This window comes from Polynucleobacter ibericus (assembly GCF_018687955.1).
GTDB classification, from domain to species: domain Bacteria; phylum Pseudomonadota; class Gammaproteobacteria; order Burkholderiales; family Burkholderiaceae; genus Polynucleobacter; species Polynucleobacter ibericus.
The window spans coordinates 48,370-73,728 of sequence record NZ_CP061309.1 but is presented as its reverse complement, the minus strand read 5'-3'; the positions used below and the strand labels follow the sequence as shown (position 1 = coordinate 73,728).

36 protein-coding genes are annotated in these 25,359 nt (G+C 46.1%); all 36 read right to left on the bottom strand.

Going from position 1 to position 25,359, the window contains the following annotated elements; genetic code table 11:
- Nucleotides 1–7: 7 nt before the first annotated feature.
- The 36 genes from dsbD to rpoC all read right to left on the bottom strand — a co-directional run bounded on the left by dsbD (nucleotide 8) and on the right by rpoC (nucleotide 25,359).
- Nucleotides 8–1,684, bottom strand: coding sequence for a protein-disulfide reductase DsbD (gene dsbD, locus AOC20_RS00450; RefSeq protein ID WP_215360619.1), 1,677 nt, complete (start codon nucleotides 1,682–1,684; stop codon nucleotides 8–10).
- Nucleotides 1,681–2,031 carry a divalent-cation tolerance protein CutA gene (gene cutA, locus AOC20_RS00445; RefSeq protein ID WP_215360618.1) on the bottom strand — a complete coding sequence of 117 codons (351 nt, stop codon included), beginning with the start codon at nucleotides 2,029–2,031 and terminating at the stop codon, nucleotides 1,681–1,683. Before cutA ends, dsbD begins: the two co-directional genes overlap by 4 nt.
- A 69-nt stretch (nucleotides 2,032–2,100) precedes the next feature.
- Nucleotides 2,101–2,496: a 50S ribosomal protein L17 gene (rplQ, locus tag AOC20_RS00440; RefSeq protein ID WP_087908811.1), complete on the bottom strand. Its 396-nt coding sequence runs from the start codon at nucleotides 2,494–2,496 to the stop codon at nucleotides 2,101–2,103.
- A gap of 16 nt (nucleotides 2,497–2,512) precedes the next feature.
- Nucleotides 2,513–3,493 (bottom strand): DNA-directed RNA polymerase subunit alpha, encoded by a 981-nt coding sequence (locus AOC20_RS00435; protein ID WP_215321281.1) that lies wholly within the window; start codon nucleotides 3,491–3,493, stop codon nucleotides 2,513–2,515.
- 23 nt (nucleotides 3,494–3,516) lie between these two features.
- On the bottom strand, nucleotides 3,517–4,140 hold the full coding sequence (rpsD, locus tag AOC20_RS00430; protein ID WP_011901924.1) for a 30S ribosomal protein S4: 624 nt from the start codon (nucleotides 4,138–4,140) through the stop codon (nucleotides 3,517–3,519).
- 118 nt (nucleotides 4,141–4,258) lie between these two features.
- On the bottom strand, nucleotides 4,259–4,666 hold the full coding sequence (gene rpsK, locus AOC20_RS00425) for a 30S ribosomal protein S11 (RefSeq protein WP_015420254.1): 408 nt from the start codon (nucleotides 4,664–4,666) through the stop codon (nucleotides 4,259–4,261).
- 18 nt (nucleotides 4,667–4,684) lie between these two features.
- Nucleotides 4,685–5,050: a 30S ribosomal protein S13 gene (gene rpsM, locus AOC20_RS00420; RefSeq protein ID WP_015420253.1), complete on the bottom strand. Its 366-nt coding sequence runs from the start codon at nucleotides 5,048–5,050 to the stop codon at nucleotides 4,685–4,687.
- Between the two features lie 24 nt (nucleotides 5,051–5,074).
- Nucleotides 5,075–5,191, bottom strand: coding sequence for a 50S ribosomal protein L36 (gene rpmJ, locus AOC20_RS00415; RefSeq protein ID WP_012357167.1), 117 nt, complete (start codon nucleotides 5,189–5,191; stop codon nucleotides 5,075–5,077).
- Nucleotides 5,192–5,224: 33 nt separating this feature from the next.
- Nucleotides 5,225–5,443: a translation initiation factor IF-1 gene (infA, locus tag AOC20_RS00410; RefSeq protein WP_068320132.1), complete on the bottom strand. Its 219-nt coding sequence runs from the start codon at nucleotides 5,441–5,443 to the stop codon at nucleotides 5,225–5,227.
- A 4-nt stretch (nucleotides 5,444–5,447) separates the two neighbouring features.
- Nucleotides 5,448–6,785, bottom strand: a complete 1,338-nt coding sequence (gene secY / locus AOC20_RS00405; RefSeq protein WP_215360617.1) for a preprotein translocase subunit SecY — start codon at nucleotides 6,783–6,785, stop codon at nucleotides 5,448–5,450.
- A 17-nt stretch (nucleotides 6,786–6,802) separates the two neighbouring features.
- A complete protein-coding gene (gene rplO, locus AOC20_RS00400) occupies nucleotides 6,803–7,243 on the bottom strand; it encodes a 50S ribosomal protein L15 (protein WP_215360616.1) in 441 nt (146 codons plus the stop codon).
- Nucleotides 7,244–7,270: 27 nt separating this feature from the next.
- Nucleotides 7,271–7,459, bottom strand: a complete 189-nt coding sequence (gene rpmD / locus AOC20_RS00395) for a 50S ribosomal protein L30 (RefSeq protein WP_215358833.1) — start codon at nucleotides 7,457–7,459, stop codon at nucleotides 7,271–7,273.
- A 24-nt stretch (nucleotides 7,460–7,483) separates the two neighbouring features.
- Nucleotides 7,484–8,002 carry a 30S ribosomal protein S5 gene (gene rpsE, locus AOC20_RS00390; protein ID WP_011901917.1) on the bottom strand — a complete coding sequence of 173 codons (519 nt, stop codon included), beginning with the start codon at nucleotides 8,000–8,002 and terminating at the stop codon, nucleotides 7,484–7,486.
- 18 nt (nucleotides 8,003–8,020) lie between these two features.
- A complete protein-coding gene (rplR, locus tag AOC20_RS00385; protein WP_215360615.1) occupies nucleotides 8,021–8,374 on the bottom strand; it encodes a 50S ribosomal protein L18 in 354 nt (117 codons plus the stop codon).
- Between the two features lie 13 nt (nucleotides 8,375–8,387).
- The gene (rplF, locus tag AOC20_RS00380) at nucleotides 8,388–8,921 is read right to left on the bottom strand and encodes a 50S ribosomal protein L6 (protein ID WP_215360614.1); all 534 of its coding nucleotides are present in this window, start codon (nucleotides 8,919–8,921) and stop codon (nucleotides 8,388–8,390) included.
- Between the two features lie 10 nt (nucleotides 8,922–8,931).
- The gene (gene rpsH, locus AOC20_RS00375; protein WP_011901914.1) at nucleotides 8,932–9,327 is read right to left on the bottom strand and encodes a 30S ribosomal protein S8; all 396 of its coding nucleotides are present in this window, start codon (nucleotides 9,325–9,327) and stop codon (nucleotides 8,932–8,934) included.
- A gap of 24 nt (nucleotides 9,328–9,351) precedes the next feature.
- Nucleotides 9,352–9,657, bottom strand: a complete 306-nt coding sequence (gene rpsN, locus AOC20_RS00370) for a 30S ribosomal protein S14 (RefSeq protein WP_011901913.1) — start codon at nucleotides 9,655–9,657, stop codon at nucleotides 9,352–9,354.
- Nucleotides 9,658–9,666: 9 nt separating this feature from the next.
- Nucleotides 9,667–10,209 (bottom strand): 50S ribosomal protein L5, encoded by a 543-nt coding sequence (rplE, locus tag AOC20_RS00365; protein ID WP_046329383.1) that lies wholly within the window; start codon nucleotides 10,207–10,209, stop codon nucleotides 9,667–9,669.
- 16 nt (nucleotides 10,210–10,225) lie between these two features.
- Nucleotides 10,226–10,534 carry a 50S ribosomal protein L24 gene (rplX, locus tag AOC20_RS00360; RefSeq protein ID WP_011901911.1) on the bottom strand — a complete coding sequence of 103 codons (309 nt, stop codon included), beginning with the start codon at nucleotides 10,532–10,534 and terminating at the stop codon, nucleotides 10,226–10,228.
- Nucleotides 10,535–10,543: 9 nt separating this feature from the next.
- Nucleotides 10,544–10,912: a 50S ribosomal protein L14 gene (rplN, locus tag AOC20_RS00355; RefSeq protein WP_015420241.1), complete on the bottom strand. Its 369-nt coding sequence runs from the start codon at nucleotides 10,910–10,912 to the stop codon at nucleotides 10,544–10,546.
- Nucleotides 10,913–11,095: 183 nt separating this feature from the next.
- A complete protein-coding gene (rpsQ, locus tag AOC20_RS00350; protein ID WP_011901909.1) occupies nucleotides 11,096–11,365 on the bottom strand; it encodes a 30S ribosomal protein S17 in 270 nt (89 codons plus the stop codon).
- 12 nt (nucleotides 11,366–11,377) lie between these two features.
- Nucleotides 11,378–11,572 (bottom strand): 50S ribosomal protein L29, encoded by a 195-nt coding sequence (gene rpmC, locus AOC20_RS00345; RefSeq protein WP_068320118.1) that lies wholly within the window; start codon nucleotides 11,570–11,572, stop codon nucleotides 11,378–11,380.
- A 14-nt stretch (nucleotides 11,573–11,586) separates the two neighbouring features.
- Nucleotides 11,587–12,000, bottom strand: a complete 414-nt coding sequence (gene rplP / locus AOC20_RS00340) for a 50S ribosomal protein L16 (protein WP_011901907.1) — start codon at nucleotides 11,998–12,000, stop codon at nucleotides 11,587–11,589.
- A gap of 2 nt (nucleotides 12,001–12,002) precedes the next feature.
- The gene (gene rpsC / locus AOC20_RS00335) at nucleotides 12,003–12,830 is read right to left on the bottom strand and encodes a 30S ribosomal protein S3 (protein ID WP_215360613.1); all 828 of its coding nucleotides are present in this window, start codon (nucleotides 12,828–12,830) and stop codon (nucleotides 12,003–12,005) included.
- 8 nt (nucleotides 12,831–12,838) lie between these two features.
- The gene (rplV, locus tag AOC20_RS00330) at nucleotides 12,839–13,171 is read right to left on the bottom strand and encodes a 50S ribosomal protein L22 (protein WP_198929325.1); all 333 of its coding nucleotides are present in this window, start codon (nucleotides 13,169–13,171) and stop codon (nucleotides 12,839–12,841) included.
- A 7-nt stretch (nucleotides 13,172–13,178) separates the two neighbouring features.
- Complete coding sequence (gene rpsS, locus AOC20_RS00325) at nucleotides 13,179–13,457, bottom strand: 30S ribosomal protein S19 (RefSeq protein ID WP_011901904.1); 279 nt, start codon at nucleotides 13,455–13,457, stop codon at nucleotides 13,179–13,181.
- A gap of 19 nt (nucleotides 13,458–13,476) precedes the next feature.
- On the bottom strand, nucleotides 13,477–14,307 hold the full coding sequence (gene rplB / locus AOC20_RS00320; RefSeq protein ID WP_215360612.1) for a 50S ribosomal protein L2: 831 nt from the start codon (nucleotides 14,305–14,307) through the stop codon (nucleotides 13,477–13,479).
- A gap of 2 nt (nucleotides 14,308–14,309) precedes the next feature.
- Complete coding sequence (gene rplW, locus AOC20_RS00315) at nucleotides 14,310–14,624, bottom strand: 50S ribosomal protein L23 (protein WP_068320111.1); 315 nt, start codon at nucleotides 14,622–14,624, stop codon at nucleotides 14,310–14,312.
- Nucleotides 14,621–15,241 (bottom strand): 50S ribosomal protein L4, encoded by a 621-nt coding sequence (rplD, locus tag AOC20_RS00310; protein ID WP_011901901.1) that lies wholly within the window; start codon nucleotides 15,239–15,241, stop codon nucleotides 14,621–14,623. Before rplD ends, rplW begins: the two co-directional genes overlap by 4 nt.
- Nucleotides 15,242–15,252: 11 nt before the next feature.
- Complete coding sequence (gene rplC, locus AOC20_RS00305) at nucleotides 15,253–15,909, bottom strand: 50S ribosomal protein L3 (RefSeq protein WP_011901900.1); 657 nt, start codon at nucleotides 15,907–15,909, stop codon at nucleotides 15,253–15,255.
- A 197-nt stretch (nucleotides 15,910–16,106) separates the two neighbouring features.
- Nucleotides 16,107–16,418: a 30S ribosomal protein S10 gene (gene rpsJ / locus AOC20_RS00300; protein WP_011901899.1), complete on the bottom strand. Its 312-nt coding sequence runs from the start codon at nucleotides 16,416–16,418 to the stop codon at nucleotides 16,107–16,109.
- A gap of 117 nt (nucleotides 16,419–16,535) precedes the next feature.
- On the bottom strand, nucleotides 16,536–17,726 hold the full coding sequence (tuf, locus tag AOC20_RS00295) for an elongation factor Tu (RefSeq protein WP_071464430.1): 1,191 nt from the start codon (nucleotides 17,724–17,726) through the stop codon (nucleotides 16,536–16,538).
- A 50-nt stretch (nucleotides 17,727–17,776) separates the two neighbouring features.
- Nucleotides 17,777–19,879 (bottom strand): elongation factor G, encoded by a 2,103-nt coding sequence (gene fusA, locus AOC20_RS00290; RefSeq protein WP_215360611.1) that lies wholly within the window; start codon nucleotides 19,877–19,879, stop codon nucleotides 17,777–17,779.
- A gap of 27 nt (nucleotides 19,880–19,906) precedes the next feature.
- Entirely contained in the window at nucleotides 19,907–20,377 is a 471-nt protein-coding gene (rpsG, locus tag AOC20_RS00285) for a 30S ribosomal protein S7 (RefSeq protein WP_015420229.1), read from the bottom strand.
- A gap of 161 nt (nucleotides 20,378–20,538) precedes the next feature.
- On the bottom strand, nucleotides 20,539–20,919 hold the full coding sequence (rpsL, locus tag AOC20_RS00280) for a 30S ribosomal protein S12 (RefSeq protein ID WP_072582063.1): 381 nt from the start codon (nucleotides 20,917–20,919) through the stop codon (nucleotides 20,539–20,541).
- A gap of 177 nt (nucleotides 20,920–21,096) precedes the next feature.
- A complete protein-coding gene (gene rpoC, locus AOC20_RS00275; protein ID WP_215360610.1) occupies nucleotides 21,097–25,359 on the bottom strand; it encodes a DNA-directed RNA polymerase subunit beta' in 4,263 nt (1,420 codons plus the stop codon).

Sequence of the window (25,359 nt, the reverse complement as noted above, 5' to 3'; positions counted from 1 at the left end):
AGCTGCTTTAGTTTTTCAATACATTCTTTAGGCGCTCAATAAAACGCTGCGGCGGCATATAGCCAATCACGCGTTGCTCTTTTTGCTCTTCCGAATTTTGATTAAAGATCAAAATACCCGGCGGGCCAAATAAACCAAAGCGCTTCAGTAATGCTTGGTTCTCAGGGCTATTTGCGGTAACGTCTGCTTGCAGTAAGACAAACTGCTTAAGTTCCTTGCTCACTTCTGGATTAGCAAACGTATTGACTTCCATTTCTTTGCAACTAATACACCAGTCAGCATAGAAATCGAGCAGCACTAACTTCTTCTGCTCCTTCGCTTTGATTAGCTGCATATCTAATTCAGTTGGGGATTGAATCACTATAAAAGTTAAATCGCTGACCTGATGAATACTCTGACCATTAATTGTCTTTGCTGCACCAGACGCGTCATTTTTTTGTAGTAATGGTGAAGCAATCCAAGCTGCAGTAGCCACCAGTAGAACCCCCAAGGTACGCTGTAGCCAAACCATCCATATACCAGTGGATGGAATCAAAATCCGGGCTTCGATAGCAATAAAGAGCAATGGCAGGCCCATTCCCAGGGCCATTACGAAGAGAAGACCTGCGCCTAGGCTCATAGACCCTGTTTGCGCAATAAAGGCTAATACGCCCGCTAAGGGCGCGGTAATACAAGGGCTGGCTACCAAAGTAGAAATGCCGCCCAAAGCAAAAGCGCCCAACAGACTGCCGCCTTTTTGGCGCCCAGCTAACTTATCCACCTGTTGATGCCAAGATTGCGGAAGACGGAGGTCATAGAGACCAAACAAACTGCCTGAAAGAGCGAGGAGCAATAAGGCAAAAGTAGCCAGAGCAAAGGGACTTTGCAAAGCCCGTTGCACGCTACCCCCTAGCGCTGCCATCAATACACCAGCTAAGGCATAGACCAAGGCCATACCCAATACATAAGCGAACGCTAAGATGCTTGCACGACCCTTTGAGATGGCTTTACCACCTTGAGTTCCAAAGATAACGCTCGATAGAATCGGCAACATGGGCAGAACGCAAGGCGTGAATGCCAAAGCTAGACCTAAAACAAAGAAAGCTAGGAATAAATAAGCGGTTGAGGTGCCCTCTAAAAAACGACCGATAGCGTTAACGTCATCGCGTTCCCGCCATAAATCCGAAAGACTAAATGCAGTATTTTTAGGAGATGCTTGTATTTGAGCGCCATCCAAAACCTCTGGCATTGGAGCAGCCTTAACACCTGGACCAGCTAGCAAAAACTTGAGGATCATCGGCGGATAACAAATACCAGCTTCCGCACACCCCTGCAAAGTAACCTCTACATGCATAGGCTTACCAGCACTGGGTTTGGCGTCCAGCAACACCATAAATGGCTGCTTATATACCTGCAATTTTTTCTGGAAAGTTTCATCAAACTTTTCAATACCGGCAGGCAATGCTGGCTTGATATTGACTAATTTCTCAGCATTCGCACTTGCCTGAAATTTGAGTGATTCTTGGTAGATGTAATAGCCCTTGGCGGGCAAAAACTCCACTTCGATTTGATTAGAGTTCTCAAGCCAAGTAGCCTCCACCCGAAATGCTTTTTCTGGCGGCAAGAAATCTTGTGCGGCAAAAACTTGCGCAGAGAGAAGCAGTAAAAGTGCAAAAATTTTGGCCAAGAAAGAACGTAATTTCATAACTTCGAATTTACCTCAGACTGTACCCATTTGCCGTACTGCTCATCATATTGAGTGGGCGTGAAAGCCAAAATCTCTGGCACATCATAAGGATGGGCGCCTTTAATAAAAGCAGAGATTTCAAGCCACTTTGACCCAGCCGTCTTTGCGGACAGCAGCACTTCTTGCTCTTCGCAAATCTTGCCTTCCCAGCGATAAATTGATTGAATGCCCTCGGTAAGTTGTACACAAGCAGCCAGATTCTTCTCCACTAGGGCTCGAGCCAAACCTTTAGCAGTCTCTGCATTTGGCAGACTTGTTACCACCACCAGCATGGCATCCAAATTGTCTTGAGGGTTTTGAGGCATTCTGTATTTATACCCTGATAAATGAAAAAAGCCAGACCGAAGCCTGGCTTTTTACTGCAACCGTGAGACTTAAGCCTCTTCAGCTACAACTGCTGTTTCTTCAACTTCTGGGCGATCTACCAACTCAACCAAAGCCATTGGAGCATTGTCGCCATGACGGAAGCCAAACTTCAAAATGCGAAGGTAGCCACCTGGACGTGTTGCGTAACGTGGGCCGAGCTCTGTAAAGAGCTTGGCTACGATATCGCGATCACGTGTGCGATTGAATGCTAAGCGACGATTTGCTAAGTTATCTTTTTTACCCAAGGTAATTAGAGGCTCAACAACCATGCGCAATTCTTTTGCTTTTGGCAAAGTCGTTTTAATGACTTCGTGCTCCAAAAGTGAATTAGACATGTTGCGCAGCATCGCTAGGCGATGTGATGATGTTCTGTTTAGTTTGCGTAAGCCGTTTCCGTGACGCATGATGCTTCCTTTCTAATTATTTCTCGAGGTTAGCTGGAGGCCAGCTTTCGAGTTTCATGCCAAGACTTAAGCCACGAGCCGCTAAAACATCTTTAATTTCATTCAAAGATTTGCGACCTAGATTAGGCGTCTTCAACAATTCATTCTCTGTACGTTGAATCAAGTCACCGATGTAGTAAATATTCTCAGCCTTCAAGCAGTTTGCAGAGCGAACTGTGAGCTCGAGATCATCAACCGGACGCATCAACATTGGATCAACCATTGATGAACGGCTTGGTGCTAAATCACCAGAAACTTCGCTGCTTTCGAGGGCCGCGAATACAACTAATTGATCAACCAAGATGCTAGCTGCTTGACGAATGGCTTCTTCAGGAGACAACACACCGTTTGTTTCGATAGTCATTACTAAACGATCGAGGTCGGTACGTTGCTCAACACGAGCAGACTCAACAGCATAGCTTACACGGCTTACCGGGCTGAATGAAGCATCCAACACAATACGGCCAATGATCTTAGTTGCTTCGTCGCTGTACTGACGTACGTTACCTGGTACATAACCACGGCCTTTTTCAACCTTGATCTGCATATCTAACTTACCACCAGCTGACAAGTGAGCGATCACATGGTCAGGGTTCATGATTTCTACATCATGCGGCAAGTCGATATCTTTTGCTGTAACGACGCCTGGGCCTTCTTTACGCAAATTGATAGTAACTTCATCACGTGACTGCAACTTAAATACGATACCTTTGAGGTTCAACAAGAGGTTAACTACGTCCTCTTGAACTCCATCTAATGTGGAGTACTCATGAACAACACCAGCAATAGCTACTTCAGTTGGTGCATAACCAACCATCGAGGACAACAGTACACGACGTAATGCATTTCCGAGTGTGTGGCCATAGCCACGCTCGAACGGCTCCATAACAACCTTAGCTTGGTTGGCGGTAAGCGCTTCAACAGAAATAATCTTTGGCTTGAGCAAATTTGTTTGCATATTTTTTCCTTGAGAGTGCCTAATTAGCGTGAATACAATTCGACGATCAAACTTTCATTAATTTCACCGCTAATATCTTCGCGGTCAGGCACTTGCTTAAACGTTCCCTCGAGCTTGGCTGCGTCAACTGAAACCCAAGTAACAGCTGCCATTTGTCCAACCAAATTGAGTGATTCTGTAATACGCGCTTGCTTTTTCGCTTTTTCACGAATTGCAACAACATCACCAGGTTTAACCTGAATTGATGGAATATTGACAGGGCTACCATTGAGCAAAATTGCGCAGTGGGAAACCAACTGACGTGCTTCAGCGCGTGTTGAACCAAAGCCCATGCGATAAACCACGTTGTCTAAACGTGACTCCAGCAACTGGAGCAATGTTTCACCAGTATTGCCCTTACGACGCTCGGCTTCTGCGAAGTAACGACGGAATTGACGCTCTAGTACGCCATAAATACGCTTAACCTTTTGCTTTTCACGCAATTGATTACCGTAATCAGATGTTCTTGAGCCAGATGTACGGCCATGTTGACCAGGCTTAGTATCTAACTTGCACTTGTCTGACAGGGCGCGACGTGCGCTCTTTAAAAATAAGTCGGTACCTTCCCGACGTGCTAATTTGGCCTTAGGCCCTAAGTAACGTGCCACGATGCTTTCCTTTCTTTGCCGCAGTCTTACGACCGGCGGTGAGTTCGCCCTTTAAATCAGGCGAACAGTGGGCTTTAATAAAAAACTACTGAAACTGTTGTACTGCCAACTTCCAAACTTAGATACGACGACGCTTTGGAGGACGGCAACCATTATGTGGAACTGGAGTTACGTCTTGAATCTCAGTGATCTTGATGCCCAATGAGTTCAATGCACGAACTGCAGATTCACGACCTGGACCTGGGCCCTTGATCTGAACTTCCAAATTCTTGATACCGCATTCAATGGCTGTCTTACCAGCAACTTCTGCAGCTACCTGAGCAGCAAAAGGTGTTGATTTACGTGAGCCTTTGAAACCCTGGCCGCCAGAAGTTGCCCATGAAAGCGCATTTCCTTGACGATCAGTGATCGTAATAATGGTGTTGTTAAAAGAAGCGTGAACGTGTGCAATACCGTCAGCAACGTTCTTTTTAACCTTCTTACGAGCGCGCTGTGAAGCGGCGGAAGCGGATTGTTGTTTTGCCATGTCAATAAACTTTCTTGATTATTTCTTCAGTTGCACGCCAGACTTACGTGGGCCCTTACGGGTACGCGCGTTAGTCTTAGTACGTTGACCACGTACAGGCAAGCCCTTACGATGACGAACACCGCGGTAGCAACCTAAGTCCATCAAACGCTTGATGCTCATAGTTACTTCACGACGAAGGTCACCTTCAGTAATGAATTTACCTACTTCATCACGCAACTTTTCCAAGTCACCGTCAGTAAGGTCTTTAACTTTTTTGTCGATTGCAACACCTGTGGTTTCACAAATTTTGCGTGCACGAGTTGTGCCAATGCCAAAAATTGCTGTTAAACCGATAACAGTATGTTGATGATTTGGGATGTTTACCCCAGCGATACGTGCCATGAGATTTCCTCTTAATTAACCAGATCAGCCTTGACGCTGCTTATGACGTGCGTCTGAAGAACAGATCACGCGCACAACGCGTTTGCGCTTAATGATCTTGCAATTTCTGCAAATACACTTAACGGATGCTAAAACTTTCATAACTCACCTCTTAAAAATAGGTACTACTAATCTTTACTTCGCACGGAAAATGATTCTGGCGCGCGTCAGGTCGTAAGGAGTCATCTCCACCGTCACCTTGTCTCCCGGCAAAATACGGATGTAATGCATCCGCATCTTTCCGGAAATGTGCCCTAGAACCACATGTCCGTTTTCAAGCTTCACGCGAAACATCGCGTTTGGCAAATTCTCTACAACTTCTCCCGCCATCTGAATTACATCGTCTTTAGACATTCAGTTAAGCGCCCATCTTAAAGTTGGCTTTCTTCATCAAAGAGCCATACTGCTGTTGCATTACGAATGACTGAACTTGAGCCATGAAATCCATTGCAACAACCACAATAATTAACAATGAAGTGCCGCCAAAATAAAACGGCACGTTGTACTTGAGTACTAAGAATTCTGGCAACAAACAAACCAGAACCATATAAATTGCACCGGCTAATGTCAAACGAACCAAGATCTTGTCGATGTAACGCGCTGTTTGATCGCCTGGACGAATACCCGGAACAAATGCACCACTTTTCTTTAGGTTCTCAGCTGTATCGCGGCTGTTAAATACCAAAGCGGTATAGAAGAAGCAGAAGAAAATAATCGCAGCTGCATACAAAATCGTGTAAACCGGTTGGCCTGGTGCCAAAGTAGCGGCCAAATCTTTGATAATTCTGCTGAACATATTGGTTGGCTCGCCTGATGTAAACCAGCCAGCAATTGTTGCAGGGAACAAAATGATAGATGAAGCAAAAATTGGAGGAATAACACCTGCCATATTCAACTTCAATGGGAAGTAAGAAGATTGGCCACCGTAGATCTTGTTGCCAACTTGACGCTTAGCGTAGTTAACCAAAATTCGACGCTGACCGCGCTCTACAAACACCACAAAATAAGTTACTGCCACGCAAATTACGACGATCAGCAGTGCAGAAATAATATTCATTGAGCCGGTACGCACCAACTCTAACAAGCTAGCCAATGCATTTGGTAAACCAGAAACAATGCCGCCGAAAATAATGATGGAGATACCGTTACCCAAACCACGCTCAGTAATTTGCTCACCAAGCCACATTAAGAACATCGTGCCAGTTACCAAAGTCACGACTGTGTTCAATTCAAACATCAAACCTGGATTAATAACCAAACCTGGTTGAGCTTGCAAAGCAACAGAAATACCTAATGCCTGGAATGTAGCCAAGAACACAGTGCCATAGCGGGTGTACTGAGTAATCTTGCGTTGACCTGCTTGGCCTTCTTTTTTCAAAGACTCCAAAGAAGGCACGACAATCGTCATCAACTGCATGATGATCGATGCAGAGATATACGGCATGATTCCCAAAGCAAATACGGTGAAGCGCGATAAGGCGCCGCCTGAGAACAAGTTAAACATTCCCAAAATACCGTCTTTTTGACCAGAAAATAACTGTGCCAATTGGTCTGGATCAATTCCAGGAACCGGAATATGAGCACCTAAACGGAACACGAGCAAAGCCAACACCAGGAAAATCAAGCGCTGGCGTAATTCGCCAAACTTGCCACCTGTTGCTGCAGTGCTTGTGTTATTGGTAGGTGCTAATGCCATATCTACTAAAAGACCTATTAAACCAATTCAACCAATTTGCCGCCGGCAGCTTCAATAGCTGCTTTAGCGCCGGCAGTTGCTGTAATGCCTTTGAGGGTTACAGCAATCTTGAGTTCACCAGTCTTGATAACCTTCACTGCATTGATTTGCTCACCAGCAAAGCCATGAGCTCTCAATACCAATAAGTCCACTTCTGGCAAATTGATTTTTGCTAAGTCATTCAAAGTAATTTGACCGACATGACGACGTGTCAAGGACACGAAACCACGTTTTGGCAAACGACGATACATAGGCATCTGACCGCCTTCAAATCCGACCTTATGGAAACCACCGGAACGGGATTTTTGACCTTTGTGACCACGGCCAGCAGTTTTGCCAAGACCAGAACCAATGCCGCGACCAACGCGACGACGGTTTTTCTTGGAGCCTTCTGCAGGTTTAATTGTGTTGAGTTGCATATTCTTCGCCTATTTACTTGCTAGTTATTAGCCAACGACTTTAACTAGATAAGAAACTTTATTAATCATGCCGCGAACAGCTGGAGTGTCTTCCAATTCAGAAACTGAATTGATGCGACGAAGGCCTAAGCCTCGTACAGTTGCACGGTGGCTTTCGCGTGTACCGATCAAGCTGCGTACTAATTGCAGTTTGACTTTGGAGTTAGATGTTGTCATTTGTAGATTCCTAATCTTTTGGTCTTAGCCGAGAATCTCTTCAACTGACTTACCGCGCTTAGCAGCAATCTCAGCAGGAGTACTCATCTTGCTCAAACCATCAATGGTTGCACGAACCAAGTTGTATGGGTTTGTAGAGCCAAGTGACTTAGCAACCACGTTAGTTACACCCATTACATCGAAAATTGCGCGCATTGGGCCGCCGGCAATAATTCCAGTACCGTCTTTAGCTGGAGAAATCAAAACCCGTGACGCGCCATGCTGACCAGTAACGGTGTGCTGCAAAGTACCTTTACGCAAAGTAACTTTGATCATCTTGCGACGTGCTTCGTCCATTGCCTTTTGAACAGCAACTGGAACTTCTTTTGATTTGCCTTTACCCATGCCGATGCGGCCATCGCCATCGCCAACTACAGTGAGTGCAGCGAAGCCGAGAATACGACCACCCTTAACCACTTTAGTTACACGATTAACAGCGATCATCTTCTCGCGAAGACCATCATCACGCTCTTCGTTTTGCATCTTAGTTTGCATTTTTGCCATGTTTTTTCCTAAACCCTATTAGAACTTCAGGCCGGCTTCACGCGCAGCTTCAGCTAAGGCCTTAATACGGCCGTGGTAACGATGACCGGAACGATCAAACGCAACATCAACAACGCCTGCTTTAACAGCACGCTCAGCAACTAACTTGCCGATTTGTTTTGCCGCTTCAGCGTTGCCGCCGTTTTTGATCGCTTGGCGCAAATCTTTTTCCATTGTTGAAGCAGCTGCTACAACTTTGGTTCCGCATGGGCTATAAACCTGTGCAGAAATATGAGTATTGCTACGGATAACTGTTAAGCGATTTGCCAATGCCTCGGCAATGCGAATACGAGTCTGCCTAGCGCGTCTTTGTCTGGATTCGTCTTTATTCATTTTCTAATCTCGCTTACTTCTTCTTAGTTTCTTTCAGATGCACAACCTCATCCACGTAGCGAACACCCTTGCCTTTATATGGCTCTGGTGAACGGTATGCGCGAACTTCAGCTGCGACCTGGCCAACTTGCTGCTTGTTGGAACCTTTGATAATGATTTCAGTTTGAGTTGGAGTCTCAGCCTTCACACCCTTTGGCAGGTTGTAAATAATGTCGTGTGAGAAACCTAACTGCAATTTCAATGTTTCGCCTTGAGCAGCAGCACGGTAACCAACGCCTACCAAGCTGAGCTTGCGCTCAAAGCCAGCAGTTACGCCAACAACCATGTTGTTAACTAAAGCACGCGCTGTACCTGACTGAGCACCAGCTTCTGGTGAATCGTTATTTAAAACGACAGTCAGTACGCCATCTTCTTGTTTCAAACCAACAGAAGGATGCAAGTTATGTGTCAATGTGCCCAATGGGCCTTTAACAGTAATGTTCGCACCATTGATGCTGATTTCAGCGCCTTTAGGAACTGTAATTGGTGATTTACCTACGCGGGACATATTTCGCTCCTTAAGCTACGTAGCAAATAACTTCGCCGCCCACGCCTGTTGCACGTGCTTTACGGTCTGTCATTACGCCTTGAGGGGTTGAAATAATTGCAATGCCCAAGCCATTCATTACCTCTGGAATGTCATGGCGGCCTTTATAGATACGCAGACTTGGTGTTGATACACGGTCAATACGCTCAATAACAGGACGGCCTGCATAGTATTTGAGATCGATGTGTAGCACTGGCTTAGCTGCTTCACCTTTGATTTCAAAACTTTCGATATAGCCTTCATCTTGCAATACTTTTGCGATGGCTACTTTAACTTTTGACGACGGCATCAAGACTACGGGTTTCTGCACTGCTTGCGCATTGCGGATCCTTGTCAACATGTCGGCGATTGGATCGCTGATACTCATGAGTTCTCCTAATTCTTTCGCCGCTTACCAGCTGGCCTTGGTTAAACCGGGGATTTCGCCACGGAAGGCGATTTCACGAATCTTGCTACGAGCCAAACCGAATTTACGGAATGTGCCACGTGGGCGACCGGTTAATGAACAACGATTTCTTTGACGAATCGGGCTTGCGTTACGTGGAAGTGCCTGTAGCTTCAAGCGAGCTTCATAGCGCTCTTCATCGCTGCGTGATTGATCAGCAATGATCGCTTTGAGTTCGGCACGCTTTACAGCGTACTTCTCTACAGTTTTTGCGCGCTTATTCTCGCGCTCAATCAGGGATAGTTTTGCCACGTTAGCCTCTTAATTGCGGAAAGGGAATTTGAATGCCGCCAACAAAGCTTTTGCTTCTTCGTCGGTTTTAGCAGTCGTCGTAATACTGATATTGAGACCACGGAGGGCATCAATCTTGTCGTATTCGATTTCAGGGAAAATAATCTGTTCTTTCACGCCGATGTTGTAGTTACCACGGCCGTCAAATGCCTTACCAGAGATACCGCGGAAGTCGCGTACGCGTGGCAATGCAACAGTAACAAAACGGTCCAAGAATTCGTACATGCGTGCGCCACGCAATGTCACCATGGCACCGATTGGGTAACCTTGACGAATCTTGAATCCTGCAATCGCTTTTTTAGCTTTAGTTACCACTGGCTTTTGGCCTGCAACTTTAGTTAAATCGCCTACTGCATTTTCGATAATTTTCTTGTCGTTCACTGCATCGCCCAAGCCCATATTGAGGGTAACCTTAGTGATACGTGGAACTTCCATTACAGACTTGTAACCAAATTTGGCGATCAAATCTGCAACTACTTTAGCTTGATAGTGTTCTTGAAAACGTGTGCTCATAATTTCTCCGTGCCCCTTATGCGCTTAAAGTTGCGCCAGTGGTTTTGAGGAAACGTTGCTTTTTACCATCCACGAGTTTGATACCAACACGTGATGGTTTGCCGTTACCGTCAACCACAGCCACATTAGAAATGTGAACAGGCATCGTCTTGTCAATCATGCCGCCAGTAACACCGGCTGCTGGATTTGGCTTAACGCTCTTTTTATAAATGTTTACGCCTTCGATCACTAATTTGTTCTCGAGAACGGCTGTAACAGTTCCTTGCTTGCCCTTATCGCGGCCAGTCAACAGAACTACGGAATCACCTTTACGAATCTTTTTCATATCAGCCTCTTAAATAACTTCGGGGGCGAGAGAAACGATCTTCATGAACTTCTCAGTACGCAACTCGCGCGTCACTGGTCCAAAGATACGTGTGCCAATTGGCTCTAACTTAGCGTTGAGCAATACCGCAGCATTGCCATCGAACTTAATCAATGAACCATCTGGACGGCGAACACCCTTAGCAGTTCTCACTACTACGGCGTTATAAATGTCACCTTTTTTTACACGGCCACGTGGAGCAGCGGACTTTACAGTCACTTTAATGACATCACCGATACTGGCGTAACGACGCTTAGAGCCGCCCAATACCTTGATGCACAACACTTCACTGGCGCCTGTGTTATCGGCAACCTGTAATCTACTTTCGGTTTGTATCATTTCTAATCCCCAACTTATTGGCCAAAGGCAAACAGTCTTGGTTCCGTCTATGGGTTTTAACGAAAGCTAAAACCCGGAATTAATGAAAAACACTGCTTCTCCAATAAAACCAGAGAAGCCTTCTATTCTACTACGTAAAACAGGGATTTGGGAAGAAACTTCGCCAAAATCCCTAATATTTCTTTAAATACCCTTTGAAGCCTCAACCAAACGGGTCACAACCCAAGATTTAGTGCGTGAAATTGGCTTAGATTCAGCAATTTCAACGGTATCACCCATCTTGTATGTGCCAGCTTCGTCATGTGCGTGGTACTTTTTGGACTGGCCAACGTACTTACCAATCACTGGATGCTTAACTTGACGCTCAACCAACACCGTCACAGTTTTTTGCATTTTGTCGCTAACAACGCGGCCCACAAGGGTGCGGCGCAAGGGTTTAGATAATTCTGTCATATCCCTTTTTCCTTATTTCTGTGCAGTCTTTTGGGCGATAAAAGTCTTCACACGAGCGATGTCGCGCTTATTTTTACCCAATTGGCTGGTATTTGTGAGTTGCTGAGTGCCTTTTTGCATGCGTAGCTTGAAACCGGTCTTAAGCAACTCGGTTAACTCTGCATTCAATGCATTCAGATCTTTTGAAGCTAATTCTGTATTTTTCATAATCTCTATCCCGATCAACCTAAGTGGCGAATCACGAAAGTAGTCTGTAAAGGCAACTTAGCAGCTGCAAGCTTGAAAGCTTCGCGCGCCAATTGCTCATCAACACCGTCCATCTCGTAGAGCACTTTGCCTGGTTGAATTTCAGCTACGTAGTACTCTGGATTACCTTTACCGTTACCCATACGTACTTCAGCAGGTTTTTGTGAAATTGGCTTATCTGGGAAAATGCGAATCCAAATACGGCCGCCACGTTTAATGTGACGAGTCATTGCACGACGTGCTGACTCAATTTGACGAGCAGTCAAACGACCACGGCCAACGGCCTTCAATCCAAAGTCACCAAAGGCTACTGAACTACCGCGTGTTGCCACGCCAGTGTTACGGCCTTTTTGTTCCTTACGATACTTGCGACGCTTTGGTTGTAGCATGCTTACTCTCCTGACTTCTGCGTATCTGCGGCTGGTGTTTCAACCTTACGCACACGCTTTACTGCTGGTTTAGCAGCAACTAATGGCTTGTCTGTGCCAGCAGCTGGTTTACGAGCAGCTGTCTTGCTTGGTGCACGACGAGTTTTCTTTTCTTCGGCAGTTGGTTCGGCAGCTTGTGCAGCAACTTGAGCTTCTGCACCGCGACCCAATGTGTCGCCTTTGTATACCCAAACTTTTACGCCAATGATGCCGTATGTTGTTTCTGCTTCTGAAGTTGCGTAATCAATATCAGCCTTCAATGTATGAAGCGGAACACGTCCTTCGCGATACCATTCACGACGTGCAATTTCAGCACCGTTCAAACGACCGGATGACATGATCTTGATGCCTTGTGCGCCTAAGCGCATTGCGTTTTGCATTGCACGCTTCATGGCACGACGGAACATAATACGCTTTTCTAACTGTTGAGTAATAGAGTCAGCGATCAATTGTGCATCGACTTCAGGCTTACGAATTTCTTCGATATTCACATGAACTGGAACACCCATGCGCTTTTGTAATTCGCGGCGGAGTACTTCAATGTCTTCACCTTTTTTGCCGATCACAACGCCTGGACGTGAGCTATAAATAGTGATACGTGCATTCTTTGCGGGACGCTCAATCACTACTTTACTAACGGATGCATTCTTCAACTTCTTCTTCAGATAGATGCGGACGTCAACGTCCTCTTTCAACATCTTGGCGAAGTCAGTATTGTTTGCATACCAACGTGATGTCCAATTCTTCGTTACCGAGAGGCGGAATCCGGTTGGGTTTATCTTTTGGCCCATATATTTCCTTAGTTACTCAAGGTCACGCTAATGTGACAAGTTTGTTTTTCAATTTGATTGCCACGACCCTTAGCGCGTGCGGTAAAGCGCTTCAATGAAGTGCCTTTATCAACAATAATTGCTGAAACCTTGAGCTCGTCAATGTCGGCACCTTTATTGTGTTCAGCGTTGGCCACTGCGGACTCAACAACTTTTTTCACAATGAAGGCAGCTTTCTTGGGGCTGAAGTTCAAAATGTTTAATGCGCGAGCAATCGGCAAACCACGAATTTGGTCAGCGACCAAACGTGTCTTTTGCGCAGAAATGCGGGCACCCTTGTGAATAGCTTTAACTTCCATCATCATCCCCTTACTTCTTCGTTACTTTCTTGTCAGCAGCGTGACCTTTGAAAGTACGGGTCAAGGCAAATTCGCCTAACTTATGACCCACCATGTTTTCTGATACATATACCGGAACGTGTTGACGACCGTTATGTACAGCAATCGTCAGACCAATAAAGTCTGGGAGGATTGTTGAACGGCGTGACCAAGTTTTGATCGGCTTTTTGTCTTTGTTGGCTTGTGCAACTTCAACTTTTTTTACTAAGCTGGCGTCGCAGAATGGGCCTTTTTTAGCTGAACGTGTCATATCTATTTATCCTTATCGCTTAACGTTTTTGACGACGTTGAACGATCATCGAAGTTGTACGCTTATTGCGACGTGTGCGATAACCTTTGGTTGGAGTGCCCCATGGAGATACAGGTACACGGCCTTCGCCAGTTCTACCTTCACCACCACCGTGTGGGTGATCTACTGGGTTCATTGCCACACCGCGAACGGTTGGGCGAATACCACGCCAGCGATTTGCACCAGCTTTACCGATAACGCGCAAGCTGTGCTCTTCGTTACCTACTTCACCAATAGTGGCGCGGCAGTCAATCAGAACACGGCGAACTTCACCTGAGCGCAAACGCACCTGAGCGTATACGCCTTCTCGAGCAAGCAATACTGCTGAACCACCAGCGGAACGTGCAACTTGGGCACCTTTACCTGGCATGATTTCAACACAGTGAATGGTGCTACCAACTGGAATATTGCGAATTGGCAAATTGTTACCAGACTTGATTGGAGCTTCTGCACCAGTCATTAACGCCTGACCAACAGTCATGCCTTTTGCAGCAAGAATATAGCGACGCTCACCATCAGCAAACACGATCAATGCAATATTTGCACTGCGGTTTGGATCGTATTCCAAGCGTTCAACTTTTGCTGGAATACCATCTTTGTCATTGCGTTTGAAATCAACAACACGATAGTGATGCTTATGACCACCACCCTTATGACGGGTAGTGATGTGACCATTATTGTTACGACCCGCTTTTTGGAACTGTGGCTCTACTAACGCTGCAAAAGGTTTACCTTTATGCAGGTCAGGATTTACCACCTTGACCATTGAACGACGACCTGGTGAGGTCGGTTTTGTCTTCATCAAAGGCATGATTAATTCGCCTCCGCTTCAAAGTTAATTTCTTGACCTGGCTTCAAGCTTACGTAGGCCTTCTTAGTGTGGTCACGACGACCTTCAAAACGGCCATAGCGCTTAGGCTTACCTTTTTGATTCACGATTTGAACTGAGTCAACTTGCACTTTGAAGAGCAATTCAACTGCTTGTTTTACATCGCTCTTGTTTGCGTCGCGAGCTACTTGGAACACTACTTGTTCGTTTTTCTCTGCAACCATAGTGGCTTTTTCAGAGATAACCGGTCCAAGCAGAACCCTCATCAGGTTGTGATCGTTTTTACGGACTTGGCTCATTTCAGCAACTCCTCAATTTTTGCGATCGCAGCTTTGCTTACCAATACTTTTTTGTATTGAACCAAAGCTAATGGATCAGCGTGCTGTGGCTCACATACAGCAACTTTATGTAAGTTACGTGATGCCAAGTACAAATTCTCGCTAACCTGATCAACAATAATCAAGACTGAATCCAATCCCATTGCTTTAACTTTGTCAGCTAAAACTTTAGTCTTTGGAGCGTCAAGAGAAAATTGATCAACTACATTCAAACGACCTTCGCGTGCTAACTGAGACAAAATAGATCTCATACCAGCGCGGTACATTTTCTTGTTTACTTTTTGGCTGAAATTCTCTTCTGGAGAATTCGGGAATATACGACCACCTCCACGCCACAGCGGGGAAGAGCTCATACCAGCACGTGCACGACCAGTACCTTTTTGACGCCAAGGCTTCTTGGTTGTGTGCTTAACTTGCTCACGGTCTTTTTGTGCACGGTTACCGCTACGTGCATTTGCTTGGTAGGCCACTACAACTTGGTGTACCAATGCTTCGTTATATTCACGTTCGAATACTTCTGGTGAAGCTTGAACGCCTGCACCTAAAGTACCGTTGTCTTGGAGAAGCTTAAGTTCCATATTCGCTCTCCTTATTTCTTCTTCAACGGTGTTTTAACCGCTGGAGTAACAATAACTTTACCGCCTGGGGCACCTGGAATAGCGCCTTTAACCATGATGAGATTACGTTCTGCATCAATGCGTGCGATGACTAAATTTTGAACTGTACGTGTAACGTCACCCAAGTGACCGGTCATACGCTTACCAGGGAAAACACGACCTGGATCTTGCGCCATACCGATTGAGCCTGGTACGTTATGTGAACGTGAGTTACCGTGGGATGCGCGACCAGAAGCGAAGTGATAACGCTTGATGGTACCTGCGTAGCCCTTACCGATAGACACGCCTTGTACGTCCACTTTTTGACCAGCAGTAAATGCAGTGTCAGCAGGAATTACTTGTCCTGGTGTCATTTCTGCGATTTTTGCTGCGTCTAATTGGAATTCGTTGAGACCGTTACCAGCCATCACACCAGCTTTGGCGAAGTGACCAGCCATTGCTTTAGTAACGCGAGTAGCTCTACGTGTGCCATGTGCCAACTGGATAGCATCATAGCCATCAGTTGCCTGGGTCTTGATTTGAGCGATTCTGTTGTCGCTCACGTCAATTACGGTTACAGGGATTGAATCCCCTTCGTCCGTAAATAGACGGGTCATGCCGACCTTGCGGCCGATTAAGCCTAAGCTCATATTCATGCTCCACGCCGACTTCGATTGGTCGGCAAAATTAATTTAAGTGATTTACAAGTAAAAGTACTTCTAAATCAATAACTTACAACGTTTTTGATGCTGATAAAACTAAGATTTTCGCTCAAATAATTGAGCGAAGCCTTAGATTCTATCCCGAAATACCGATCTTGACAAGCAAAAAGACCGGAAACAACAAATTACTGCAACTTAATTTCGACGTCCACACCTGCTGGGAGGTCTAATTTCATCAAAGCATCTACAGTTTTCTCTGTAGGATCAACGATATCCATCAAACGGAGGTGGGTACGGATCTCTAACTGATCACGAGATGTCTTGTTCACGTGTGGTGAACGCAAGATATCAAAGCGCTCAATACGAGTTGGCAAAGGTACTGGACCCTTAACAACTGCACCAGTACGCTTAGCTGTATCAACGATTTCAGCTGCAGACTGGTCGATTAAACGGTAATCAAATGCTTTAAGGCGAATACGAATTTTTTGGTTTTGCATATTAATTCCAAAGAGCGTTGTGGTGCTGCCACGTTATACATCTAAAGAGCACGGTGACATCAACAGCACTGATGTCACCGGTTAGCAAACCGCTAAATATTTATTACTAGTAAAAACTTAAGCCAAAATCTTTGCAACCACGCCGGCGCCAACAGTACGGCCACCTTCACGGATCGCAAAACGTAAACCTTCTTCCATCGCGATAGGAGCGATGAGTTTTACGGTAATCGTGACGTTATCACCAGGCATTACCATTTCTTTGTCTTTTGGCAACTCGATTGAACCAGTTACGTCCGTAGTACGGAAGTAAAACTGTGGACGATAGTTGTTAAAGAATGGAGTATGACGGCCACCTTCATCTTTACCCAAGATGTAAACCTCGGCTGTAAAGTGAGTATGTGGGGTGATTGAACCTGGCTTAGCCAATACTTGGCCGCGCTCAACTTCTTCACGTTTTGTACCGCGTAACAAGATACCAACGTTATCGCCTGCTTGACCTTGGTCGAGCAATTTGCGGAACATTTCAACACCAGTACAAGTGGTCTTGAGGGTTGGCTTGATACCGATGATTTCGATCTCTTCACCAACCTTAACGATACCGCGCTCGATACGGCCTGTAACAACAGTACCGCGACCGGAGATAGAGAACACGTCTTCTACTGGCATCAAGAACGCGCCGTCAACAGCACGCTCTGGAGTTGGGATGTATGTGTCGAGTGCTTCAGCCAATTTCATGATGGCTTCTTTACCCAATGGGCCTTCGTCGCCTTCAAGGGCTAACTTAGCAGAACCTTGAATGATTGGTGTGTCATCGCCAGGGAAGTTGTACTTAGATAAAAGCTCACGAACTTCCATTTCAACGAGTTCTAACAATTCAGCGTCATCAACCATGTCGCACTTGTTCAAGAACACGACGATGTAAGGAACACCAACTTGGCGTGCCAAGAGGATGTGCTCACGTGTTTGTGGCATTGGGCCGTCAGCAGCAGAGCAAACTAAAATTGCGCCGTCCATCTGAGCAGCACCAGTAATCATGTTCTTAACGTAGTCAGCATGTCCTGGGCAATCAACGTGTGCGTAGTGACGGTTTGCAGTCTCGTACTCAACGTGCGCAGTATTAATCGTAATACCACGTGCTTTTTCTTCAGGAGCAGCATCGATCTGATCGTATGCTTTAGCTTCGCCACCGAATGCTTTAGAAAGCACGGTTGCAATTGCTGCTGTCAATGTCGTTTTACCGTGGTCAACGTGACCGATAGTGCCTACGTTTACGTGCGGTTTTGTCCGCTCGAACTTTTCTTTTGCCATTTTTGTCTGCCTTCTTTAGCTAGTCAATATTCAAAATTAATGTGGATAAATTACTTCGCTTTAGCAGCCATAACTGCTTCAGCAACGTTCTTCGGTGCTTCGGAATAATGCTTAAATTCCATGGTGTAGGTAGCGCGACCTTGGGTCAACGAGCGCAAGCCAGTTGAGTAACCAAACATCTCTGCCAACGGCACTTCAGCGCGAACGATCTTACCGCCGCCTGGAATGTCATCCATACCTTGCAAAATACCGCGACGGGATGAGAGGTCACCCATTACGTTACCCATGAAATCTTCTGGTGTTTCTACTTCAACAGCCATCATCGGTTCAAGCAACACAGGGGCCGCTTTACGCATACCGTCCTTGAACGCCATAGAACCCGCCATCTTAAATGCGTTTTCATTGGAGTCAACGTCATGGTATGAACCGAAGAACAATGTTGCTTTGATATCAACAACTGGATAGCCAGCCAAAATACCGGAGTTCAATGTTTCGATGATGCCTTTTTCTACTGCAGGAATGTATTCACGTGGGACTACACCTCCCTTAATAGCGTCAACGAATTCAAAACCTTTTCCTGGGGCTTGTGGCTCTAACTTCAATACCACGTGTCCGTATTGGCCACGGCCACCAGACTGCTTAACGAATTTACCTTCGATCTCTTCGCAAACTTTACGAATCGTTTCACGGTACGCAACTTGTGGCTTACCAACAGTTGCTTCAACACCGAATTCACGCTTCATACGGTCAACTAAAATTTCCAAGTGGAGCTCGCCCATACCGGAAATAATTGTTTGGCCTGATTCTTCGTCAGTCTTCACGCGGAAAGAAGGATCTTCTTGTGCCAAGCGATTCAAAGCAAGACCCATTTTTTCTTGGTCAGCTTTTGTCTTAGGCTCAACAGCTTGAGAGATCACTGGCTCTGGGAATACCATGCGCTCCAAAATAACGATGCTATCTGGATCACACAATGTTTCACCTGTGGTTGCGTCTTTCAAACCAACCGCAGCTGCGATGTCGCCAGCGAATACTTCTTTAATTTCTTCGCGTTCGTTTGCATGCATCTGCAACAAACGACCAACACGTTCTTTCTTACCCTTAATTGGGTTGTAGATTGTGTCGCCAGATTTCATTACACCTGAGTAAACACGGAAGAAGATGAGCTGACCAACGAATGGGTCAGTCATGATCTTAAATGCTAATGCTGAGAACTTAGCACTGTCAGATGCTTCACGTGTAGTAGGTGTGCCGTCTTCCAATTCACATGGAACTGGTGGAACGTCTAATGGGGATGGCAACAATTCAACAACTGCATCCAACATTGCCTGAACGCCTTTGTTCTTAAACGCTGTTCCACACAACATTGGAACGATTTCGTTAGCGATAGTACGTTGACGCAATGCTGCTTTGATTTCTTCTTCGGTCAAACCTTCGCCGCCGAGGTATTTTTCCATCAACTCTTCTGAGCTTTCAGCAGCAGCTTCGAGCATCTTCTCGCGCCACTCTTCAGCAGAAGCTTGCAATTCAGCAGGGATCTCTTCGTAAGTAAATTTAGTACCTTGTGAAGCCTCATCCCAATAGATGGCCTTCATTTTCACCAAATCCACAACGCCTTTGAAGTTTTCTTCAGCGCCAATTGGAATTTGGATCAAGATTGGATTCGCTTTAAGGCGAGTTCTCATTTGGTCGTAGACCTTGAAGAAATTCGCACCAGTACGGTCCATCTTGTTTACGAATGCTAAACGTGGAACTTGATACTTGTTAGCTTGACGCCAAACAGTTTCAGATTGTGGCTGTACACCACCTACCGCACAGTAAACCATGCAAGCGCCGTCCAAAACACGCATTGAACGCTCAACTTCAATAGTGAAGTCTACGTGTCCTGGGGTATCAATAATATTGATACGGTGCTCTGGGAAATTACCAGCCATACCCTTCCAGAACGTTGTAGTAGCAGCAGAAGTAATCGTGATACCACGCTCTTGCTCTTGCTCCATCCAGTCCATGGTTGCAGCGCCATCATGCACTTCACCGATCTTGTGGTTAACACCGGTGTAGAACAAAACGCGTTCTGTAGTTGTTGTCTTACCTGCGTCAATGTGCGCAGAAATACCGATATTGCGGTATTTGTCGATAGGGGTTTTACGTGCCACTGTTGGTGCCTTTTCTTTACTATTTGATTAGAAGCGGAAATGTGAGAAAGCTTTGTTAGCTTCTGCCATACGGTGAACTTCTTCACGCTTCTTCATTGCTCCGCCGCGACCTTCTGCAGCTTCTAATAATTCATTGGCCAAACGTTGAGCCATGGATTTCTCACCGCGCTTTTTAGCGGCTTCGCGCACCCAGCGCATTGCCAAAGCAGAACGGCGTGATGGGCGAACTTCAACAGGAACCTGATAGTTAGCACCACCAACACGACGGCTCTTCACCTCAACCATTGGCTTAACGTTGCCCATAGCTGTTGAGAAAACTTCGAGTGGTTCTTTGTTTGCTTTTTTCTCGATGTGGTCAAAGGCACCGTAAACGATACGCTCTGCAACCGATTTCTTGCCGTCCAACATGAGGACGTTCATGAATTTAGCTACTTCTACATTACCGAATTTTGGATCCGGCAAAATTTCCCGTTTGGGAACTTCACGACGACGTGGCATAACTACTCCTTCAGTTCAGTTAGGGATGATTCACATGAACCATCCACTCCGGTTGCCCTACTATCTAAGAAGATTCCTAGACGGAACAACCACTTACTTGTCTTTAAAGTCTGACAAACGAAGACTCACTACAAATACTTCAGCAAAAATCTATTGAAAGATTAAGCAGATTTCTTAGCGCGCTTAGCACCGTACTTGGAACGTGATTGCTTACGGTCTTTAACACCTTGCAAGTCAAGTGAGCCACGAACGATGTGGTAACGAACACCTGGCAAATCCTTTACACGACCACCACGAATCAACACTACTGAGTGTTCCTGGAGGTTATGGCCTTCACCGCCAATGTATGAAATCACTTCAAAACCATTGGTTAAGCGAACTTTGGCTACTTTACGAAGCGCAGAGTTAGGCTTTTTAGGAGTGGTGGTGTACACACGTGTACAAACACCACGGCGCTGCGGACTGTTTTCCAGTGCAGGGCTCTTGCTTTTAACGATAAGCCTGGATCTTGGCTTGCGTATTAATTGATTAATTGTTGGCATAAAATAGCTCGGTTAGTACTTCTTTGTTGCTTTCTTCAAGAAAATCAATGACTTAGAGAATTTCTAGGTCAAAAAGACCCTCTTCTGAATCAGTAGAACTCAGCATTCTAGCTTGGCCAGCCTTTTCCGTCAACCAAATGGGGAAAAAACTGGCCATTTCTGGCCAGAATTACCAAATTAGCTTGGATCAGCCTCCCCAGCAGGAGCAACGACTTCAGCCTCGATTTCTACAGGCATATTGGCCATTGCTTCCTCTTCGGCGGCAATCATTTGAGCGCGATCACGCTCGAATTGCTCTCTGACCTTGCGTGCACGGCGATAAGACAAGCCGGTACCAGCAGGGATCAGACGGCCAATAATGACGTTTTCCTTGAGGCCACGGAGTGTATCGGTCTTGCCCATAATTGCGGCTTCGGTCAATACACGGGTGGTTTCTTGGAAAGAAGCCGCTGAAATGAAGCTGTCGGTCGACAAGGATGCCTTAGTAATACCTAGCAACACGTTATCGAACTGAGCTGGGTGCTTACCTTGGGCGATCACTGCATCGTTAGCGTCATACAACTTAGAACGCTCAACTTGCTCACCAGTGATGAATGATGTGTCGCCTGGATCAGTTACCTGAACACGACGCAACATCTGACGCACGATAACTTCAATGTGCTTGTCATTGATCTTCACACCCTGGAGACGGTAAACGTCTTGAACTTCGTCAACGATGTAGATTGCCAACTCTTCGATACCTTTGAGAGTCAAGATGTCGTGTGGATCAGCAGGGCCTTCCACAATCATCTCGCCCTTGTTCACAACTTGACCGTCGTGAACGAGAACTTGTTTCTCTTTAGGAATCAAGAATTCATTGGCTTCACCGTCCATATCGGTAATCACCAAACGTTGTTTACCTTTGGTTTCTTTACCGAAGGAAACTGTTCCAGTAACTTTCGCCAATACAGCTGCATCTTTTGGTGAACGTGCTTCGAACAATTCTGCAACGCGTGGCAAACCACCGGTAATGTCGCGAGTCTTCTGTGATTCGATTGGAATACGTGCCAATACTTCACCGACTTCAACCTTCTGACCATCTTTAACAGTAATCAATGCGCCCACTTGGAGGCCGATGTTTACTGGATGATCAGTACCAGCGATCATGACTTCATTGCCCTTTTCATCAACCAAGTTGATCATTGGGCGAACGCCTTTGCTTGCTGCTGAACGACGCTTACCGTCAATCACCACCAAAGTGGAAAGACCGGTAACTTCGTCAACCTGCTTAGCAACAGTTACACCTTCTTCGACGTTGTCGAAGCGAGCGATACCAGCGTACTCAGAAATAATCGGACGTGTTAATGGATCCCAAGTTGCTAAGCTTGCGCCAGCCTTAACAGCCGCATCTTCTTTCAACAAGAGAGTTGCGCCGTAAGGAACTTTATGACGCTCGCGCTCGCGACCATTCTCATCAACGATCAAGGCTTCGCCAGAACGTGAAATCACAATCTGTTCACCCTTCGCGTTCTTCACAACACGCATCGTGCCGGAGAACTTCAAAGCACCGTTAGATTTGGCTTCAATATTGCTTGCAACCAAGGCGCGTGACGCTGCACCACCGATGTGGAAGGTACGCATAGTCAACTGTGTGCCTGGCTCACCGATCGACTGAGCAGCGATAACACCAACTGCCTCACCAACGTTAACCAAACCACCGCGACCTAGATCACGTCCGTAGCACTTAGCGCACAAGCCAAAGCGAGTTAAGCAAGACAATACTGTGCGAACTTTAACTTCGTCGATGCCTAATGCAACGATTTGATCAACGTGATCTTCATCAAGCAATGTATCGTTAGGAACAATCACTTCTTGTGTGTCAGGGTGAACGATGTCACCGATACATACACGACCCAAAATACGGTCACGTAATGCTTCGATAATCTCGCCGCCTTCAACAAGCGCCTTCATCGTTACGCCAGTAGTCGCGCCGCAATCCTCTTCGATCACCACGAGATCTTGAGTAACGTCGCACAAACGACGTGTCAAGTAACCAGAGTTCGCTGTCTTCAATGCTGTATCAGCCAGACCTTTACGAGCACCGTGGGTTGAGATGAAGTACTGCAACACGTTCAAGCCTTCACGGAAGTTCGCAGTAATTGGGGTTTCAATGATGGAGCCATCAGGCTTAGCCATCAAACCACGCATACCAGCTAACTGACGAATCTGCGCTGCAGATCCACGCGCACCAGAATCCGCCATCATGTAGATGGAGTTAAAGGATTCTTGACGAACAGTCTTACCGTTGCGGTCGAGTACGTCAACGTGTGACAACTCATCCATCATCGCCTTACCAACTTGGTCGCCTGCGGCACCCCAAATATCAACCACGTTGTTATAACGCTCTTGATTGGTTACGAGACCTGACATGAACTGCTTGTCATATTCTTTAACCTTGGCAGAAGCCTCAGTGATGATGCGCTCTTTGGATGTTGGGATCAACATATCGTCGATCGCAACAGAGATACCAGCATTGGTTGCCAAACGGAAACCAGACTGCAAGAGACGGTCAGCAAAAATGACTGTTTCACGCAAACCGCACTTACGGAATGATGTGTTGATCAAACGTGAGATTTCTTTTTTCTTTAAAGGCTTGTTGATTTCCTCGAAAGACATACCTTTAGGCAAAATCTCAGACAAGATTGCACGGCCAACTGATGTTTGATAGATCTTGGTCTTCTCAGCAAAACGCGCATCGCCTTCTGCCTTCTTATCCACGATCTCATACTCAGTAATACGCACAGCAACACGAGAAGCCAATTCAACTTGACCTGCTTCGTATGCACGTACTACTTCAGTAATGTTGGCGAAAACCATGCCTTCGCCCTTACCGTTGATCTTGTCACGTGTAGCGTAGTACAGACCCAACACCACGTCCTGTGAAGGAACGATTGATGGTTCGCCGTTAGCTGGGAACAATACGTTGTTCGAAGCCAACATCAATGTACGTGCTTCCATTTGCGCTTCGAGCGACAAAGGAACGTGAACCGCCATTTGGTCACCGTCAAAGTCGGCGTTAAATGCCGCGCAGACTAATGGGTGCAATTGGATTGCTTTGCCTTCAATCAGCATTGGCTCGAAGGCCTGAATACCGAGACGGTGCAATGTAGGCGCACGGTTCAACATGATTGGATGTTCACGAATCACTTCTTCGAGAATGTCCCAAACGATTGGAGTCTGGCTTTCAACCTCTTTCTTCGCAGCCTTGATAGTGGTTGCAATTCCCAAAGTCTCAAGCTTGTTAAAAATGAATGGCTTGAATAATTCCAAAGCCATCAATTTTGGTAAGCCGCACTGATGCAATTTCAATGTAGGGCCAACCACGATGACTGAACGACCAGAGTAGTCAACACGTTTACCCAACAAGTTTTGACGGAAACGACCGCTCTTACCTTTAATCATCTCAGCTAAGGACTTGAGAGGACGCTTGTTAGCGCCAGTCATAGCCTTACCGCGACGACCGTTGTCGAGCAATGAGTCAACCGCTTCTTGCAACATACGTTTTTCGTTGCGAACGATGATCTCTGGTGCGCGCAACTCTAACAAACGCTTTAAACGGTTGTTACGGTTAATCACGCGACGATAAAGGTCGTTCAAATCGGAGGTAGCAAAGCGACCGCCATCCAATGGCACCAATGGGCGCAATTCAGGTGGCAATACCGGCAATACTTCCATGATCATCCAGTCAGGCTTAATACCTGAAGTCTGGAACGCCTCGAGCACTTTTAAGCGCTTAGCGTATTTCTTGATCTTGGCATCGCTACCAGTAGCTTTCAAGTCAGCACGAATGGTCTCAACTTCACGATCGATGTCAATCGAACGCAAGAGATCACGAATACCTTCAGCGCCCATGATGGCGGTAAATGCACCGTCACCATACTCTTCAGTCTTAGCAATGTACTCGTCTTCAGACATGATCTGACCACGCTTCATTGCGCCTTCAGGAGTCATGCCAGGATCAACCACTACATATGCTTCAAAGTAGAGAACGCGCTCGATATCACGCAATGTCATATCGAGAACCATGCCCAAACGGGATGGCAGGGACTTCAAGAACCAAATGTGCGCTACAGGGGCTGCCAATTCAATGTGGCCCATGCGCTCACGACGAACCTTAGCGAGAGTAACTTCAACGCCGCACTTCTCGCAGATTACGCCACGGAACTTTAAGCGCTTGTACTTGCCGCATAAGCACTCGTAGTCTTTGGTTGGTCCAAAAATCTTGGCGCAGAACAAACCATCACGCTCGGGCTTAAAAGTCCGGTAGTTGATGGTTTCTGGTTTGCGTACTTCACCAAAAGACCATGAGCGAATTTTCTCAGGAGATGCGAGACCAATTTTGATGACATCAAACTGCTCTTCGCCCTGCGTTTGCTTAAATAAATCGAGCAATGCTTTCAT

What these genes read in the sequence shown, in the direction of transcription:
- rplQ (WP_087908811.1), bottom strand. Translation starts at nt 2,496, where the DNA reads ATGCGTCACGGAAACGGCTTACGCAAACTAAACAGAACATCATCACAT.
- tuf (WP_071464430.1), bottom strand. Translation starts at nt 17,726, where the DNA reads ATGGCAAAAGAAAAGTTCGAGCGGACAAAACCGCACGTAAACGTAGGC.
- rplV (WP_198929325.1), bottom strand. Translation starts at nt 13,171, where the DNA reads ATGATGGAAGTTAAAGCTATTCACAAGGGTGCCCGCATTTCTGCGCAA.
- rplE (WP_046329383.1), bottom strand. Translation starts at nt 10,209, where the DNA reads ATGAGCACACGTTTTCAAGAACACTATCAAGCTAAAGTAGTTGCAGAT.
- rpsM (WP_015420253.1), bottom strand. Translation starts at nt 5,050, where the DNA reads ATGGCACGTATCGCTGGGGTAAACATCCCAAATCATCAACATACTGTT.
- rpsS (WP_011901904.1), bottom strand. Translation starts at nt 13,457, where the DNA reads ATGACACGTTCAGCTAAAAAAGGCCCATTCTGCGACGCCAGCTTAGTA.
- rplW (WP_068320111.1), bottom strand. Translation starts at nt 14,624, where the DNA reads ATGAGCCAAGTCCGTAAAAACGATCACAACCTGATGAGGGTTCTGCTT.
- rplD (WP_011901901.1), bottom strand. Translation starts at nt 15,241, where the DNA reads ATGGAACTTAAGCTTCTCCAAGACAACGGTACTTTAGGTGCAGGCGTT.
- secY (WP_215360617.1), bottom strand. Translation starts at nt 6,785, where the DNA reads ATGGCATTAGCACCTACCAATAACACAAGCACTGCAGCAACAGGTGGC.
- dsbD (WP_215360619.1), bottom strand. Translation starts at nt 1,684, where the DNA reads ATGAAATTACGTTCTTTCTTGGCCAAAATTTTTGCACTTTTACTGCTT.
- rplP (WP_011901907.1), bottom strand. Translation starts at nt 12,000, where the DNA reads ATGCTACAACCAAAGCGTCGCAAGTATCGTAAGGAACAAAAAGGCCGT.
- rpmC (WP_068320118.1), bottom strand. Translation starts at nt 11,572, where the DNA reads ATGAAAAATACAGAATTAGCTTCAAAAGATCTGAATGCATTGAATGCA.
- rplX (WP_011901911.1), bottom strand. Translation starts at nt 10,534, where the DNA reads ATGAAAAAGATTCGTAAAGGTGATTCCGTAGTTCTGTTGACTGGCCGC.
- rpsJ (WP_011901899.1), bottom strand. Translation starts at nt 16,418, where the DNA reads ATGCAAAACCAAAAAATTCGTATTCGCCTTAAAGCATTTGATTACCGT.
- rplO (WP_215360616.1), bottom strand. Translation starts at nt 7,243, where the DNA reads ATGCAACTCAACACAATTAAACCTGCAGAAGGCTCCAAGAAAAACCGT.
- rpsQ (WP_011901909.1), bottom strand. Translation starts at nt 11,365, where the DNA reads ATGACAGAATTATCTAAACCCTTGCGCCGCACCCTTGTGGGCCGCGTT.
- infA (WP_068320132.1), bottom strand. Translation starts at nt 5,443, where the DNA reads ATGTCTAAAGACGATGTAATTCAGATGGCGGGAGAAGTTGTAGAGAAT.
- rpoC (WP_215360610.1), bottom strand. Translation starts at nt 25,359, where the DNA reads ATGAAAGCATTGCTCGATTTATTTAAGCAAACGCAGGGCGAAGAGCAG.
- rpmD (WP_215358833.1), bottom strand. Translation starts at nt 7,459, where the DNA reads ATGACAACATCTAACTCCAAAGTCAAACTGCAATTAGTACGCAGCTTG.
- rpsG (WP_015420229.1), bottom strand. Translation starts at nt 20,377, where the DNA reads ATGCCACGTCGTCGTGAAGTTCCCAAACGGGAAATTTTGCCGGATCCA.
- rpmJ (WP_012357167.1), bottom strand. Translation starts at nt 5,191, where the DNA reads ATGAAAGTTTTAGCATCCGTTAAGTGTATTTGCAGAAATTGCAAGATC.
- rplC (WP_011901900.1), bottom strand. Translation starts at nt 15,909, where the DNA reads ATGAGCTTAGGCTTAATCGGCCGCAAGGTCGGCATGACCCGTCTATTT.
- rplF (WP_215360614.1), bottom strand. Translation starts at nt 8,921, where the DNA reads ATGTCCCGCGTAGGTAAATCACCAATTACAGTTCCTAAAGGCGCTGAA.
- rplB (WP_215360612.1), bottom strand. Translation starts at nt 14,307, where the DNA reads ATGCCTTTGATGAAGACAAAACCGACCTCACCAGGTCGTCGTTCAATG.
- rplR (WP_215360615.1), bottom strand. Translation starts at nt 8,374, where the DNA reads ATGAATAAAGACGAATCCAGACAAAGACGCGCTAGGCAGACTCGTATT.
- rpsH (WP_011901914.1), bottom strand. Translation starts at nt 9,327, where the DNA reads ATGAGTATCAGCGATCCAATCGCCGACATGTTGACAAGGATCCGCAAT.
- rpsL (WP_072582063.1), bottom strand. Translation starts at nt 20,919, where the DNA reads ATGCCAACAATTAATCAATTAATACGCAAGCCAAGATCCAGGCTTATC.
- rpsC (WP_215360613.1), bottom strand. Translation starts at nt 12,830, where the DNA reads ATGGGCCAAAAGATAAACCCAACCGGATTCCGCCTCTCGGTAACGAAG.
- cutA (WP_215360618.1), bottom strand. Translation starts at nt 2,031, where the DNA reads ATGCCTCAAAACCCTCAAGACAATTTGGATGCCATGCTGGTGGTGGTA.
- rplN (WP_015420241.1), bottom strand. Translation starts at nt 10,912, where the DNA reads ATGATACAAACCGAAAGTAGATTACAGGTTGCCGATAACACAGGCGCC.
- rpsK (WP_015420254.1), bottom strand. Translation starts at nt 4,666, where the DNA reads ATGGCAAAACAACAATCCGCTTCCGCCGCTTCACAGCGCGCTCGTAAG.
- rpsE (WP_011901917.1), bottom strand. Translation starts at nt 8,002, where the DNA reads ATGGCAAAAATGCAAACTAAGATGCAAAACGAAGAGCGTGATGATGGT.
- AOC20_RS00435 (WP_215321281.1), bottom strand. Translation starts at nt 3,493, where the DNA reads ATGCAAACAAATTTGCTCAAGCCAAAGATTATTTCTGTTGAAGCGCTT.